The sequence below is a fragment of the Sphingobacterium yanglingense genome (assembly GCF_004363245.1).
Classification (GTDB): domain Bacteria; phylum Bacteroidota; class Bacteroidia; order Sphingobacteriales; family Sphingobacteriaceae; genus Sphingobacterium; species Sphingobacterium yanglingense.
Genome location: NZ_SNYV01000015.1, coordinates 537,710 through 555,010, shown reverse-complemented (window position 1 = coordinate 555,010; position 17,301 = coordinate 537,710). Strand labels below are relative to the sequence as shown.

Annotated in this window: 8 protein-coding genes; 5 read left to right on the top strand and 3 right to left on the bottom strand. The window is 41.0% G+C overall.

Features of this window, described 5'->3' with window-relative positions:
• The 5 genes from CLV99_RS16135 to CLV99_RS16115 form a co-directional block, all read left to right on the top strand.
• A partial coding sequence (locus tag CLV99_RS16135) for a DUF7507 domain-containing protein (RefSeq protein ID WP_133585540.1) occupies positions 1-3,081 on the top strand: 3,081 nt, incomplete at its 5' end.
• Positions 3,082-3,092: 11 nt separating this feature from the next.
• A complete protein-coding gene (locus tag CLV99_RS16130; protein WP_133585539.1) occupies positions 3,093-4,112 on the top strand; it encodes a PorP/SprF family type IX secretion system membrane protein in 1,020 nt (339 codons plus the stop codon).
• 11 nt (positions 4,113-4,123) lie between these two features.
• Positions 4,124-6,067, top strand: coding sequence for an OmpA family protein (locus tag CLV99_RS16125; RefSeq protein WP_133585538.1), 1,944 nt, complete (start codon positions 4,124-4,126; stop codon positions 6,065-6,067).
• A 151-nt stretch (positions 6,068-6,218) separates the two neighbouring features.
• On the top strand, positions 6,219-7,865 hold the full coding sequence (locus CLV99_RS16120; RefSeq protein WP_133585537.1) for a tetratricopeptide repeat protein: 1,647 nt from the start codon (positions 6,219-6,221) through the stop codon (positions 7,863-7,865).
• A gap of 63 nt (positions 7,866-7,928) precedes the next feature.
• The gene (locus tag CLV99_RS16115; RefSeq protein ID WP_133585536.1) at positions 7,929-8,822 is read left to right on the top strand and encodes a WD40 repeat domain-containing protein; all 894 of its coding nucleotides are present in this window, start codon (positions 7,929-7,931) and stop codon (positions 8,820-8,822) included.
• 32 nt (positions 8,823-8,854) lie between these two features.
• On the opposite strand, the gene CLV99_RS16110 is transcribed toward CLV99_RS16115, so the two are convergent.
• The 3 genes from CLV99_RS16110 to ruvA all read right to left on the bottom strand — a co-directional run bounded on the left by CLV99_RS16110 (position 8,855) and on the right by ruvA (position 17,219).
• The gene (locus CLV99_RS16110) at positions 8,855-9,337 is read right to left on the bottom strand and encodes a GAF domain-containing protein (protein ID WP_133585535.1); all 483 of its coding nucleotides are present in this window, start codon (positions 9,335-9,337) and stop codon (positions 8,855-8,857) included.
• 138 nt (positions 9,338-9,475) lie between these two features.
• Complete coding sequence (gene sov, locus CLV99_RS16105; RefSeq protein WP_246032784.1) at positions 9,476-16,495, bottom strand: T9SS outer membrane translocon Sov/SprA; 7,020 nt, start codon at positions 16,493-16,495, stop codon at positions 9,476-9,478.
• A 139-nt stretch (positions 16,496-16,634) separates the two neighbouring features.
• Positions 16,635-17,219, bottom strand: coding sequence for a Holliday junction branch migration protein RuvA (ruvA, locus tag CLV99_RS16100; RefSeq protein ID WP_133585534.1), 585 nt, complete (start codon positions 17,217-17,219; stop codon positions 16,635-16,637).
• Positions 17,220-17,301 lie beyond the last annotated feature (82 nt).

The following is a 17,301-nucleotide window of genomic DNA, read 5'->3' as shown; positions in this document are numbered from 1 at the left end:
CCAGAGGTTGAGATCCCTACAGAGAGCAAACCATCGCACAGTTCAGTAAAAACTGTTGTGGATGCGAACGGTGATAACAAGGCGCAGTCCGGTGAGGAACTGACCTATACGATCACTGTTAAGAACACAGGTGATGTGGCGTTGACAGGTGTTGCTATCAGCGATGCTATCCCAGCGAACACCAGCTATGTGGCTAATAGTGCAACAGGTGGTGGCAGCTTAACCGGCAGTACACTGAACTGGTCTGTTAATGTGCCATTCGGTGGCGAGGTTTCCGTTAGCTTCAAAGTAAAAGTTGACGCAGACCTTACCGGCGTAACGTCGATCAAGAATATCGCTACTGTTGGCGGTGATACCCCAGAGGTTGAGATTCCTACAGAGAGCAAACCATCGCACAGCTCAGTTAAAACTGTTGTGGATGCGAACGGTGATAACAAGGCGCAGTCCGGTGAGGAACTGACCTATACGATCACTGTTAAGAACACAGGTGATGTGGCGTTGACAGGTGTTGCTATCAGCGATGCTATCCCAGCGAACACCAGCTATGTGGCTAATAGTGCAACAGGTGGTGGCAGCTTAACCGGCAGTACATTGAACTGGTCTGTGGATGTACCGTTCGGTGGCGAGGTTTCCGTTAGCTTCAAAGTAAAAGTTGACGCAGACCTTACCGGCGTAACGTCGATCAAGAATATCGCTACGGTAGATGGTGATACCCCAGAGGTTGAGATCCCTACAGAGAGCAAACCATCGCACAGTTCAGTAAAAACTGTTGTGGATGCGAACGGTGATAACAAAGCTCAGTCGGGAGAGGAACTGACCTATACGATCACAGTCAAGAACACAGGTGATGTGGCGTTGACAGGTGTTGCTATCAGCGATGCTATCCCAGCGAACACCAGCTATGTGGCTAATAGTGCAACAGGTGGTGGCAGCTTAACCGGCAGCACATTGAACTGGTCTGTGGATGTGCCATTCGGTGGCGAGGTTTCCGTTAGCTTCAAAGTAAAAGTTGACGCAGACCTTACCGGCGTAACGTCGATCAAGAATATCGCTACTGTTGGCGGTGATACCCCAGAGGTTGAGATCCCTACAGAGAGCAAACCATCGCACAGCTCGGTAAAAACTGTTGCAGATGCGAATGGCGATAACAAGGCCCAGTCGGGAGAATTATTGACATACACGATTAAAATAGAAAATGACGGAGATGTCGATCTGAAGAATCTACTTGTCACAGATATGATTCCGGCTTATACAACTTACGAAGAAGGTACAGCTAGTAATGGTGCTGTCTTTAACAGTGGTAAGCTGACTTGGACAGTAGACGTACCATTTGGACAGGCACTTTCGTTGAGCTTCAAAGTAAAAGTCAATAGTGATTTGACGGAGGCAGCAGAGATACGCAATATTGCCACTGTAGGTGATGAGGATACACCTCCAGCGATAATTGAAACAGATAGATTCGCTCGTATCTCCCTAGATCAAAAACATAACCTGGGAACTAGTAATGACTGTTTCGGCTTGAAGGTCAATGATAAGATCAGGTATACCTTCACTGTCAAGAATACTGGTAATGTGGCGTTGAGTAATTTAGATTTAACCAGCACATTGTCACCTAGACTGGGGAATATTACTTCTACAGCACAGGGAGCATTGTTGCCAGGAGCTACACGCGAGTTTACGGCAGAGTATGTCATCAATCAGGCTGATATCAACAGAGGCTTTGTAACAGGTACAGCAAAAGTTATTGCTAATACTCCAGTTGGACAGATTACAGGAGCGGTAGGCGGAAAAGTAGAAGTTCCTTCAAATGAAGTGAAGGTCACTATCTGTCAAACAGGCAAGGTCGCAATAGAGAAAACAGTAGATAAGCAAGAGGTATCTAAAGTTGGAGAAGAACTGACTTATACCATTACAGTAACGAATACTGGTAACATTGATTTAGAAGATGTGACCGTCGACGATGCGATGTTAAATCTTAATGATGTCATTAACTTGACTGTTGGAGAGGTGAAGACCTACCAATTGAAATATACAGTCACGTACAATGACTTATTGAAAGCGTCGTTAGACAATATCGCTTCAGCAACTTTGAAAACTAAGGAAAGAGTGACTGATGAGGCATCGACTAAAGTTAGCTTTGAACCTGAGATAAGTATTGTGAAGAGCGCAGATAAGAGTGTGGTTACGTTCTTAGGGGAATTGGTGGAGTACACCATTGAGGTAACTAACACCGGGACTGTCGATCTGGTTAGTGTGGTTGTGACGGATCCTATGTTCCCTAATTTTACAGGTACTGTAGGTAATCTTGCAAAGGGTGAGACTCGGAAGTTTGACCTTACCTATGAGTCTGTATTGGCTGATATCATCCGAGGTGAAATCAGAAATACAGCACGCGTTCAAGGTATGGTAGGTGGTGCAGTCAGATTGCGTTCTTTCAATTCAGCTACTGGAGTAATTGAGAAGCTTTCGAATGAAGTCTTAGTTAAAGTGATATTCAATAATGTCCTTGAAGTAACGAAAGATGCCGATAAGACTGAGGTCAATAAAGAAGGGGAGCTTATTACATATACTATTAAGGTTGCTAATAAAGGAAACTATGACCTTACCGATGTGGTGGTTAAAGATCCATTGACTGGTATGATGGAGACGATAGGCAATATGGCTGTAGGAGCAGAGAAGACCTTCAAAACGACTTATAAGGTGAGACGTGATGATTTCGACAAAGGCAGCATAGTAAACGAAGTGCTTGTAACAGCGAAAGATTTAGCGGGAGGACAATTAGATGGACGTGCAGAGAGAACAGTGGGAATTGCGAAAATGCCTTTCTTCATCCCGAATGTGTTTACACCAAATGATGACGGTACGAATGATACGTTTGAGATTGAAGGAATAGAAGGGTTTGATCGTATAGAAGTAACTATCCTGAATCGTTGGGGTAATGAGGTCTACAGAAACAGCAATTATAAAAATGAGTGGACAGGACATGGGCTTAACGAGGGAACGTATTTCTATATCGTTAAAACGATAAAAGGAACGAAAGAGGATCTGTATAAAGGTCATGTACTAATCAAAACACGCTAAAGCTTAAGGTCATGAACAAGAATAATATAAAGAAAAGATTTGTACTGTTACTGATGGGTGTAACCTGTTTTCTAACATCACAGGCACAACAGAACATACAATTTACGCAGTATATATTCAACTCGCTGAGTGTGAATCCGGCCTATGCAGGGTATAAAGAAGAATGGTTCGCACAGGTCGGATTGAGAAGTCAATGGACGGGCTGGGATGGCGCTCCAAAAACCGGTAGTATTTCTATTGATGGGGTCTTAGACCCTGTCAGTAGAAGACACGGTGTCGGTCTGCAAATTACGGCCGACGGATTGGGGGCACAGTCTGCGACCTCTATATATGCCAACTATGCATTACGATTACAACTTGATCCTGAGGATACCAAGCGAATTAGTTTGGGGATTGCTGCAGGTGTTACGCAGTATGGTTTGGATGGGGCTAAACTTGATCCTGTAACCAAAAAAGATCAGGTTCTCCCAGATGGAAAACTTTCAACCTGGGTACCTGATGTAAGGTTAGGAGCTTATTATACAACCCCAAAAATATATGCAGGTGTAGCAGTACATGATCTGTTCTCTAATTCTGTAGATAATGATGAATTTGTGTTTAATCAGAACTCGCTCGAGAGCCTTTATAAGAATGTGAGCCTTTACGTTATTGCTGGAGGATTGATTTCGTTAGAAGAAGGTTTACATTTAAGACCAAGTCTTTTGGTGAAGGATGATTTCAAAGGGCCTACATCTCTCGATGTCAATGCAATGTTTATCTTTAATAATAAGTTTTGGATAGGTGGAGGGTATAGGACACGGGCTAAAGTCTTCGATAGAAAATATTACGATAACTCGCCAGCTAAGCTGAGTGCCCTCAATTCTGTACAGGGAATAGCACAGTTTTATGTAACCCCTAAGTTCAGAATAGGCTACTCTTACGATATCATGCTGAATAAGATGCAGGGACTACAGAGCGGTACCCATGAAGTGACATTGGGAATCACGTTCGATCGTCCGTTGAAACAGATATTAAGTCCAAGGTTCTTCTAAAACTTACTAACATGAAATATAACCGTATATTTTTAAACCACTATTTCGTCTTGGGACTGATGTTCCTTACGACTACGGTTTGTGCGCAGGAACAACTCAGTCTACAGGCAAAAGCAGATTTACTTTTTGAAAAATACGAGTACTATAATGCGGCCCAATTATATGGTAAATTGAGTGAGTCAAAAAAAGTCAAAACAAGAAATTTAGAACGCTTAGCGGAAAGCTACGCGCAAATCAATAATTATGATCTGGCGGAAAACTGGTACGCTCGGGTTGCGCAACGTGCTGATTACAACAAGAAATCGCTATTGCAATATGCAAATGTACTCAAGCAGAACGGAAAGTATGCAGAGGCGAAAGCTATGTACGGACGATATATGGATGAGCAAGGCGATGACGATTTCGTGAAAGTTGCTCTACAGGGGGCGGATTCAGCTGTGCGCTGGATCGCTCATCCAGGAAAAGTGGATATCTTGCCCTTTAATGATGTTAATACCCCACTTTCTGAATTCGGGATGACTGCTACGCCTAATAAATTATACTATGCTGGAGAAACCAACGATATTACAGTGGGGAAATCGGGAATGACAGGCCATTCGTTTCTTCGACTTTTCTCCAAAGACATCAATGCATCAGGTAAGGGTAGCATCGTATCAGATGGCAGTATGAACGATGCTAAATATCATGTTGGCCCGGTTGCAAGTAACGGTACAGGAGACAAATTGTATGTAACACGTACTAATCCAGAGAAAGAAGTGCAAAAATACCGTAAGGAGGGACAAAAGTGGTCGCGCTCGACATTAGAATTGATGATATATGAGAAGCAAGGAAACGACTGGAAAGAGACAGCCTTCCCTTTTAATAATGTAAAAGAATATTCTTTAGGACATGCGGCATGGAGCGATAGTGAGAACAGACTTTACTTCGCTTCGGATATGCCGGGAGGTCTGGGCGGAGTGGATATCTGGTATTCTGACTTGCAGTCGGATGGCACTTGGAGTTCTCCTGTCAACGCAGGAGCTGAGGTGAATACTAAATATGATGAGATGTTTCCGATGGTATCCGGCAATAAATTTTATTTTTCAAGTAATGGTAGACCCGGGATGGGGGGATTGGATATTTTTGAGGCAAGTGTGAAAAACGGAAAGATTGTACAAGCCAAAAATATGGGATTCCCTATTAATAGTGCCTCCGATGACTTCGCCTATTTTGTGCAGGAAGATAATGAAATAGCACAGAAGGGATTTCTTTCATCCAACAGGAAAGGTACGGTAGGAGGAGACGATATCTATCGCTATGCAAATAAAAAGCCGGTGTTTAAAATTATCATCGAAGGAAAGACCTTCAATAAGAAATCGCGTGAACTGCTAGCAGAGACCAATGTCACGTTGTATGGGGATAAAAGAGAAATGTTAGCCAAAACGCTAAGTAATGGAAAGGCAGAGTTTACGTTCGATGCCGACAAAAACTCGGAATATAAGATTTTGGGAGAGCGCTCCGGATTCCATGCAGACTCGGTGAGTCTATCGACCGCAGTACCGACAAAAGATACGGTATATCAGGTCGCGCTATATTTGGAGCCGATAATGGAGGTGGGGCATAAGTTTGTACTGGAAAATATATACTACGATTTTGACAAATATAACATTCGGAAAGATGCGGCTGTAATATTGGATCAATTGGTCAGAACGATGCGCGATAATCCTACGTTGCGTATCGAATTATCAAGCCATACAGATAGTAGAGGTACTCATCGATACAATGATGTGTTATCACAACGAAGAGCCGAGAGTGCGGTGGATTATATTGTCTCTCGAGGGATAGAGCGTGACCGACTTGTAGCTAAAGGCTATGGTGAACGTCGTCTGGTCAATGGCTGTGCAGATGGTGTAAAATGTTCTGCTGCAGAACATCAGGCCAACAGAAGGACAGAGGTTGAGGTTCTATCGTATTAGTCGCTAATAATTAGCTGTCATATACCCATTTTTGGGTATTTTAAACAAAAGTAGCTGCTTTTGTAGCTATAGTACTACAAATTAGTAGCTACTTTTGCTGAAGTCATTTTCCTTTATGTTATTTGTCTTGTAAATCAATTACGGGACTAAAGTGAAACTGTTATCTTCTCTCTGGATTAATGCTTTGTTGTTCGTCATCTTTTGTAATGGAGCAAAAGGAGAGGTGAATCCTTATGAAGAATTAAGAGCTTTAAAAAGTGAGTTTGTCGCAGTCAAAGCTTTTTCTATTTTACGTCTCGATATGGATCTCCACGAAGCGGATTCAGTCCTTAAGAATATCGAGTTTATACATAAGCTGGCGAAGGAGAAAGACGACAAAAATCTTATTTCGGTCTATTACGAAATGCTAGGTCACTATTTTTCCCTTCGTTATGATCGGGTCAATAGTTTGGCTACGATGAACCATGAAAAAGCCGTCCAATTTGCACAAGATAACTCCTTAGATGAACAGCTGTTCCGGCAGAATTTTAGCTTTGGCAATTATTACTACACGTACTTTAAATACGCTGATGCTTATCGTTATTTTAGACAATCTCTTTCTCTTTTAGAGAAGCTTGATGAAAACCGTATTGCCCATGTATGGCAATATTATCTTACTTTATCGCGTTATTTCTATGATATCAAGGAGTATGATATGGCGTCGCAGTTGCTCGAAAAAGCAGTTGTGTATAATAATAAGCTAGCTCCTAGAGAGCTTTTTGATATCATAAATACCTTAGGACTTATTGCGCTTAATAGAGGGAAGACAGATGAAGCGTTGGACTATTTTAAAAAGGTTCTGGAAAAGTCTAATGCTGTACTGGATTCTGCATGGATGGGGATAGCCTATGGAAATATGGGGAATGTTTATGCTCAAAAACACGATATCAATAAAGCACTTTCTTATTTTGAACTTGATTATAAATACAATTCTCAAGCATCTGGAGATATCATATCGGGTTTAATTTCTCTAAAAAAAATCGCTGAAATACAGTTTCAACAACGCGAGTTTGCCAAAGCATTGGTGAATATTGATATCTATCTCAGCAAGATGGAGAAAAAGCCTATTCGGTACGAAAGTCTGGTCGAAGCCTACGACCTAAAGGCAAGATTATTGGATACGCTTTCTATAGAAGAGGGACAATTGTTGACTTTGAAAGAAGCGACTAAATACAACCGCTTACTTGCTACGTTGCATAGTAGCTCGTCTATTGAAATGGCAAAATTAGAAGAGGAAAAATCGAAATATGATCAATTCTATTACGAATCCAGACAATATAAAAAATTAAACCTGTTACTGATCGTAACATTGATTGGTGCTTTGTCTGTTCTTTTTGTTGTTACGTATAACAAGACTAAGGGGGGAAGTAAGAGGGAAGAAGTTCTAGTCGATGGAAAAGAAGAAGAGGAATATTGTCCGATGGTCATATTGAGTGATAAGCGATTTCATGTTGAAGACTCGCATAAGCCTGTTCAGATCAGCCTAGAACTGAGGCAGCTGTTAGGTGGAAATCTCATGAATAACCGTAATTGGGAAAAATTTAAACTAGCTTATATAAACAGCTTTCCTTGCTTCTTTAGTGATATGCTACAGCGGTATCCAGAATTGACCGACTCTGACCTGCGCTTGCTAGCATTGATTAATCTTAACCTCTCTAATAAAGAAGTTGCTGACAAGCTCTCCGTATCCTTGGATGGAGTTAAAAAGGCTAAACAACGTCTTAAAAAGAAACTCAGCGACCATATTGTCTATAACTAGATAATAACTTTGTCTCTCCGCTATATTTGTCTAATTTCGTGATGGAATGATTACTTATTCAATATGACGGAGATTAGTTTACACGGAACACTGGCGGGGCATCAGAACCCTATCTATACACTAGAGGTTGATATGGATAGCCATATCTTATATTCTGCAGGTAACGATAAGGGAATTGTAGAGTGGGATTTGACGGAAATGAAATTTAAGCGTATACTCTGCGCTGTTCCTGCTTCTGTATATTGTCTTAAAATTATTCCAGGAACGGATTGGATTGCAGCAGGAATGCGTAATGGAGAGCTCTTTATTATTCAACGCACAGAGCCAGAACTGGTCGCCAAACTGAAAGTTGAAAAAGGAGCTATTTTTGATGTGCAGTTCCTTGCCCCCAAGAATGAAATTATTGCGATCGGGGAAGAAGGGAAGGCATATGTTTGGAGTTTAGATACTTTTCAGTTGCTCTACACTTTTCAGGTATCCAAAGATAGGGTACGTACTATGGCCGTGTCTACAGAAGGAAAATTTATAGCTTTTGGTGACAAACAAGGTTGGGTGTATATTCATGATTCGCAGGATTTTCATCAGATCACAACCGAAAGAATCCATGACATGGCAATTGCAAGTATGCTTTTTGACAAAGATTACCTCTATACGGGAGGAAGGGATGCCCGAATGTATAAATTGAAGTTTCCAGTTTTAAAGAAAGAAAATGAGTTGACACCCCATTTTTTTACCGTTTATGGAATCGCTGGATTATCAAATGGATTGATCACGGTAAGTCGGGATAAGACGATTAAGGTCTGGGACAAGGACTTTCGACTGCTCAAGAATATATCTCGTGACAAAGGTGTAGATTCTCATCATCTTTCTATCAATAGCATGGCCTATGATGGAGTGCTTAAATTACTATGTACTGCCGGAGACGATAAGTTGATAAAAGTTTGGTTGGTGAAGTAGTTATAGAGTGATCCTGTTAACGAGTTATGAAGTTAACAGGATAACACGATAACTCCATCAACTATCTCTTTTAAGTATTTTTCGTCTATATCATCAAAGGTATTCAGTTGATCACTGTCTACATCCAATACGGCGACTACTTCACCGCTCTTCATCAGAGGAATGACGATTTCAGATTTAGAAATTGAACTGCAAGCAATATGGCCCGGGAACTCCTCTACATTGGGTACAATTAGTGTTTCTTTCTGTGCCCAGGAAGTGCCACACACTCCTTTATTAAAACCTATTCGTGTACAGGCTACAGGGCCTTGAAATGGACCTAACACAAGCTGGTCGCCTTTTACAAGGTAAAAACCGACCCAAAAGAACTTGAACTGTTCTTTCAAAGCAGCAGCAATATTTGCTAGGTTAGCAATTTCATCGGGTTCTCCTGCCAACAGTGCTTTAATCTGCGGGATCAGACTTTTGTATTGGTCTTCTTTATTCCCCGTATTTATTTTAAGATCTTCTGCCATTTTTTTATTGTTATCGAGTTAAGGAGTGATCCTGTTAACGAGTTATAGAAGTTAACAAGTTATGAAATTTTAGAGGTATCTAGCTCAAAAGATAATATCTTCTTGATCACATGATAACTCGTTCACTTGTTAACTTCCTTATTGAAACTGAATCCGTACGTTAATCCCAAAATACGTATACGATGTCGCATAGTTTTGCGAAGTATACGGTTTTACAGCATTCGAATTATAGAATAGGCGAATATTGTAGAACTGATTAACGGTGTAATCCAATGACGGATTAATTGTTAAACTCTTGTTTCCTCCTGATATCTCAGCTTGATTAATATCGGATCGGTATACCGTAGTTTTCCTGTCGTTCAAAGCAAAGTCCACTCTGAAGTTCATGTCATTTACCCATTTGCGGTCTTCAAAAATTCCGAAAGGAAGACGGACGTTATTTTTCCGATACCCCATACCTACGATAAAAGACTGATCGGTCATCATCGCCAATTGACTATTCTGTAGGCTCATATTCATATCCCTTGTCTTACGGTATTCAGAGTTTACCGATAAGGCATTTGCAAAACGCATGTCGACTCCGATAAGCGGAACAAATCTGTCGATAATTGATATCTGACCATATTGATTCTTCGGTAAGAAATTCTGATTTGCATCCCGGGCGAATGGCATTCCATCAGCCTCCTCATACCTCGCAGTTGACGTGTACCCACCAATAATATATTGAGACTGATAAGCATGGTTGATATTGATAGAGCTGATGAAGTCTTGTATTCCCAGTACATTGGCCAAGGCATTATAAGAAATTCTCCAGTTAGGAAGAGGGAAGGTTGGCTTTATCCCTTGTCTTGCCTTGTCCGCATCTTTGCCAAGGTAAGTCGCAAGGAATGCATTGACCACTACATCTTGTTGTGTTTTGCTATAACCATCGGCATAGAAGTCTGCGGATTGACCTACCGAGTTAATGTTTTTTTCACCTAGACGTTGCGATATAGCCTGCCTATTTTCTTCAAATTTTTGGAATAATGCATCACTGTTTTTAAATGAAGTGCGGATAGAAATCTGAGAAACAGTATAGTTTCCGGTCACATACGGAGATGCACTTTCCAATTGTCCTGTAGTTGCATTAAATTGAATAGCGGAAGTCAGGTTATAGTTGTCTATACGTGACATTGTTAAGTCTACTCTCAGGCCTTTGATAGGCTCTAGGTTGGCTACAACGGAGATGTTCTCTGCAAATGTTTTAGTGTACATATTCGTCTGGAGTGTATCCGATGACAACCAGCCATTACGGGCCGCTTTATCTAGGATATCTCCTTGTCCACCGAATAGGAAGCCCCATCCCGGAGCATTCGAATTGAAGTCATATCCGAGCATATTGGTCGAAGGCAAATAGCCAGGAAGATATGTACCTTCTGTTTTTGTATAAGCCCCATTTACGTTACGGATTGAAGTCAAAAGCTGGACCAAAAATGGAACAGTCCCAGTACTATTTCTTCCTGAATTCTGACGGATGAAACTAAATTTGTTATACAGGGCACTCAGATTCAGCGTTGGGTTAATCTGTATCGTTCTATTATTTTGTATGCTATTACCCAGATTAATGTTCTCATTTTGTAAACTCAATAAAGGCTCACTCTGCCAGTTAAATTGAGTACCGTACCGCGCAGTGGCATTTATCCATTCTAAGTAAGGGATCTTATTGATTGGAAGGGTATAGGTTAGATTCATCATATGGTTGTAATCTGTTGTTCTACCCATCTTCCAGAAATTTGACCATAAGGTATCCCGTTTGGCTCCATCGATGCGACCGTTTGGTTCATCGATGATGGAATAGTTGGTCGCATTGAAGTCTAGACGAAGTGCTTTGGTCAAATCCCAACTGATACCATATATCCGATTCATATTAAAGTTTTTATTATAATATGTCGGTAGCACGTTATTGGACGAATTGTCCCGTAGCGTATTTTCATTATAGATACGATTTACTTCCATCCTAAAGTTCAACAACGAAGGCATAAGATTGAAGTTCATGTCACGTATCAACGCTAGATTTTTGGACTTGATACTTTTGAATGGTTCAAAGAATGTTACTGTTGGACTACTAAAAGTATAATCCAATGAGCCTCTATAATTACGCTGTAAAGCAGAAGCCGTGTTAAAATCTCTATGATAGTATTCGCTGAAGGCATAAGAAAGACCAAAGTTTTCGATATCCCATGGGCGCACCGGTTTCTCGTTGTTGGTCCTGATTTTTCTTACGTTAGTAAAACTAAAGCCTTTGCGAGTCGTATAATCCTGTACCAGACGTAATAAAGAGTCTTTTTGGTTGTTTGATAGTGTTGCAAGCGCACTGTTCAATTCTATGTCTGGGCTCAGTGGATTAAACTCAGGTGTCGCTGTCTGGTTGGAATAGTTGAAATAAAATGGAATGATTACTCCGTGTCTAGGGTGTATGAATTTTCCAAACTCCGCATTTGTGGTAATATCAAAGAAGAAGTTGTCCGAGCGGTTGCGTTCGCCAACACGTTGAGATATGGATCCAAAACCGATAGTAGACTTGGTACCTGTTAGAGCTACATTGGCAAAGTCAGCTAGTTTGACATTAAGGCGTGCAGTAGCTGCCCATCCACCTTTATCATCAAAGTCGGTAAGGCGAAGTTCATTAAACCAGAATTCTCCAGCAAGGTCTCTCCCATCGTCCATTGGCGTACTGGTCGATGACCCGCGTAGAGGATTACGTACTCCGATCATATAAAAACGTACTTTAGAGATGTCCGGTGTTCCGATAATTAGAATTCGGTTCTTGCCGTCGGAGTGCTCGTAGGGTACATCCAATGGCCAAGGTTGCCCATTCAACTTAGCATTGTCCCTTGCCAATTTAGCATCTTGGAATAATTTGATTTGGATGTTCATTCTGTTTTCTTCCGGCCAGATTAAGTCTGGGGAGGTTGTTCCAGGATGAGTGATACGCAAGGGCATATCATATTCGTAGTAGTTATATTTATCATCTGTACCTACCCGAATAAAGGCCCTAAAGTCTCCATCGTTAAGGTTTTCGCCTTCGGCATGGATAAACATTTCAAGGCGACCATAAGGTCTGAAATCGTGTGAGGCTGTTTTGAACGTCGCGCGACCATAACCATCCCGAAGTTGTTTTACATCGAGGCTCATGGATTGCTCATTCAATTGTATGTCTAGGTTGTTATTAGAGATGTCGATTTGTCTGTTGATACCTGGAGGAACAACATACGGTATAGGTTCGCGCTTACCGTTCTCTTCAATACTTACGTTTGCGACGTTGAATGTTGAGTTGTCGGAAGCAACAACTCCCATGCTGTGATCTGCGATCACTTTATTAGCCACATTTTCTGCATTATACTTTCTCCAATCGCCACGCACGAATTGCATTCTTCCGAAGCGAACTACGGCGGTGTCCGCAAAATTGGTCATAAAAAGACGAACAAAACGGATTGATTTGAAATCCTGAATGTTGCCTTCCCGACTTTCAAATTCATTTAACGGAATACGTAATTTATACCATTTAACCTCCATGTCTTTGCTAAGCACACGGACAGTAGATGTTTGTTCATCAACGATAAAGTTTTTGCCAACGACCATGTCCTGAGGACGAAGGGAAAGTTTATATTGATAATACTCATCGGTTTCGTTCATGGTATTATCTCGGTTGATATCCTCTCCATCTGGCAGTAGTGTACTTGCAGAGGTCTCAACTCCAAAATCTGTCATAGACTGATTATTGGTACGGGTGTTCCCTTGAGTTCCGTTGTAGTATTGATAACGCTCGAGGATACCTACATTTTGGTCAAAGTGATTACCTCTAAAATAGATATAGTCATCTGAAGATGGATCATCTTGCAGTTTTGCGAATGCTTGAGGATCAAGAATACCTCGCATTTGATTCAAAAAATTAGCATGGAAAGAACGTTCATCATCATTAGTCAAACCGTCAAGCCCAACATCTTGATTTAACCTACTTGCATCTGAATTTTCAAAAGCCTGCACTACTGGTTGGTTACGCACTACGTTGCCCCATACGGTCTGGTCTACTAATGACTTATCTCCTGTTGGTGAAAGACCATTTTCTAAAGATTTTCGACCATCTTTAAGGATGTCTTCGGATATATTACCCAAGTTGATATAGATATCTCCTCCAGCTTTATTTGGGTTAGTCAATGTGGGATCCATCATCCACATCTCTAAAAACTCAATATTTTGCGCTTCGAAATCTGTTTGGTCAATCTTACGGAACATCCCACCCCAACGTGTCTTCGGATTCAATAGATTGCCATCAGGACCTACATTCGTGGTGGTGTAATTGAACTGACCACGTGCCATAGGGTAGTATGCCAAATCCAACGTCGGTAAAAAAGCGTCGCCGCCAGTTTTAATTTCTTTGTATGGGAATACCTCTTTTTCCGTTACTTTTCGCGTTCTATGATCGAGTAGAAAGCGGTCATTTATACGAGGATTTAAATTCGAAGACTGATAAAAGATAGGGTCGATATTATAGAAAGCGAGTTGGGCTCTATTATAGCCATAGGCTAAATCATTGTTCAGGTTTGATTCTGGAAACATGCGTGGTGTTCCCGAAATCTGCCAGCCCAGCTGTCCTTTAATGTCTATATAAGAAAAATTGTTCTCAAAATTATCAATATAGGTAGTACCAGTATTTCCATTCGCGGTATTTAAACCTTTAGGGTGTCCCGGTTTTAGATGGGCGAACTCTCCATAGAAGCTGATATGAGATTCTTCTTTTGTACTTAGGAAAGGCAGTTTGTCAACCATTCTCGTCAGCCAGCGGGAAGGGGCATTATAAGTAATATCCGCACCAAACATCGTGTTGGATATAGGTTCCTCCCCAATGAATACTTTTTCTGATATGGGCTTTTCCGTCAGATTCATGACGGTAGCACCGACCATTAGATTTTTATTAACAGTATAATCTAGGCGACCACCCATCAAAGTCTTCTGTTGTAAGCCGAATAAGGTTTCATCCTCTACTGAAACGCTAATTGGTTGTCCAGAGAGTACGAGGGCTTGATTTAGTATACGTAATGTCCCAATCTGATAGTCTACCATATAGTCAGTGCCTTCGGTAAGAATAGCACCTCCTGACATGACACGTAATTGCCCTGGACGGAGATTCATAACACTCAACTGATACTCTGTGCCAGATCCTGATTGATATCTTCCTTTTAGTTTGTACCGGTTCTTATTCGGGAACTTTTGTTCCGCATCAACCTTAGTATGTGTATACAGCTCGGGATAAGTGTATTTTTCTATAAGGTCAACTTCACCTGCGTTAAAGCGGGCTGCTAGATCCTTACCAAAAGGTTCAACAACAGGGAAAATCAGTTTTCCGCGTACAGGTTCGATTGTAATATCTGGTAGAAAGTCAAATAAACCATCAGCTCCTGCGGCTAGATTCTGTGTGACGCGGTCCAAGCTCGTTAGTTGCAGCCAGGTTTTTTCGGCGGTTTGGCTACCTTCGTACATGGATGGCCGATCAGCTCCAGTTTCTGTTTCAGTACGGTAAATCTGTAAAAAGAGATTATTTTCCGAGATGTTGGTCGCATTGAGCGAATAAATGTTTTTCATCATCAAATCCCATATTGGAAGATTTGTTTTCAAAACCTCATTCTTCAATAGTTTGGTATAGAGCATCTTCGGAGCAGAAGGGGTTACTGGAATATCCGTGCTGAATTCTCCAACCTGATATTCTTTACCATTCGCTAGATAACGATAAGCGACAGCCAATACTTGATCCTGTCCTAGTGGATACACTAGGGAGATATATCCTAGACGTCTATTTATAGTGTAATCCCTACCTTCCGTAAGTTTGCGCGCATAGGTGAGCTTAGCGTAGTTGTCATTAGCACCACTTCCTGAGAAAAAACTTTGTACGACATTTCCTGTGGACTCCCGACCGGGCTCACCCAGTTGGGACAGTAGGTCGTTGGAAATATCTGGGCTTAACGAACCTGGTATTCCGGTGGACGGTAACCGGTTGGGAGATACGCGATTGATGATATTATTGTAGGGGTTATATTCTCCCAGATCCATTAAAGCCATAATGTCTCTAGAATCTTCGAAAGTATTAGAACGGTTATTGACCCAAACCTCTATTTGTGTAATATTTATAGGAGTAGTAATAATTGGTGCCATCGCTAGGGACTGCGCGTAGGTGTCTCTAAAATATTGCCCTAAAAAATAGTGTTGGTTGGCCTCATAATTACTGAGTTCTAGTGTCATTTCACTTTCGCGACTCCCATTAGATAATGTAATCTCTTTTTTATTGGAACGTTGTTGAGAAAGTAATCCTGTAACGGCCAGTTTACCAAATTGTAGTTGCGTTTTTACACCAAACAGCGACTCTGCTCCCTGAATGAGAGTGGAATTGAGTGACATGTTCACGTTACCAATTTCCAATCGACGTATAATATCGTCGTCGCCGGCGACATAGTCGAATCGAATCTGATTTTCAAAACCGAATTGAGCACGGGAATTGAAGTTGGCATTTACTTTTACCCTTTCACCAATATTACCTACTAGGTTGAGGTTCATATTCTGGTCAAAGTCCATTCCCCATTGTTTGCGTTGCCGCTCGTTAAACATAGGGTTTTCGTTGGTATTGTATTGGGCCATAATGCCAATATCCACACTACCGCGCGGATTGATGTCTATGGTATTTCCTCCAAATATCTTTTCAAAGGTAGGACTGTTTATTTCAATGACGGGGAAGAGTCTACGTCGACGTTCTTCTGCGATCTCCTTCCCGGCCAATTCTTCCCAATAGTTTTTCTTCAGTCTTTTGAATTCATAATCTTTAAATTCATCGATACTCAGATATAGAGGAGGGCGGTACATCTTTGAGCCTAGTTTCTCCCTAATAATATATTGTTTTGTTTCTGGGTCAAAAACAATCTCACGTTCGATATTTTCAGGTATATCTAATGAAATGGGACGATAAGATTTCGGTAGTTTGATAAAAGGATTGTCCTTGAGGTGGTATTTTAATTTCGTGGAATCACCGGCCGAAAGGTTCGTAACAGGTGTTACCAGTTGGGCATAGCCAATATTTATCAGTACACAAACAAGTATCAATAATGAAAATAATGACCTGTGCTTTTTCAAGAGAGTTTGGCTAAATAAAATTAATAATTGCTATTATTCAAGCAAATATCTAAGTTTTAATTAATAATAACAAAATCTCCCAAGATATTCCTGGGAGTAAAATGTTAAAAGATTGTTAATGTCGTTATTTTACTACGTATTACAGTTTTTTGAGGGCAGCTTTGATAAGCCCTTCTACTGTCAAATCACTTTCTGTTTGGACGAGTGTCGCGAGCGTTTTTTCGACCTGTGATTTTTGGAAACCGAGCATTACAAGAGCCGATAGTGCTTCGTCTGGTACAGATTGTGTTGTGGTAGGAAGTGGAAGTAAGGCATGATCTCCCTGCTTCTTGAGTTTGTCCTGTAGTTCAAGAATAACCCGTTGGGCGGTTTTAGGGCCTATCCCTTTTATTTTTTGAATGACTGCTACCTGTCCATTGATGATAGCAGACTGAATCTCTTCAGGAGTAATAGAAGAAAGCATCATTCGGCCTGTATTCGGGCCTATTCCTGAAACCGATATTAAATGATTAAATAAATGGCGCTCGCCCTCCGTAGCGAAACCGAACAAGGTATGAGCATCTTCGCGGACCTGAAAAGAAATAAAGAGTTTACAGTTCTCCTGATCTTTGATCAATGAATAGGTCGTCAATGAAATATGGACATAATATCCAATGCCCCCAACCTCAAGTATGACATGGGTAGGGGCTTTGAATACGAGTTTACCATTGAAATAATCGTACATGGTTTTGTTTTATAGTTATAGAGAAGTTATGTAGTTATCAAGTTATGTAGTTATGGAAGTTATCAAGTCGTCTTTTGTAACT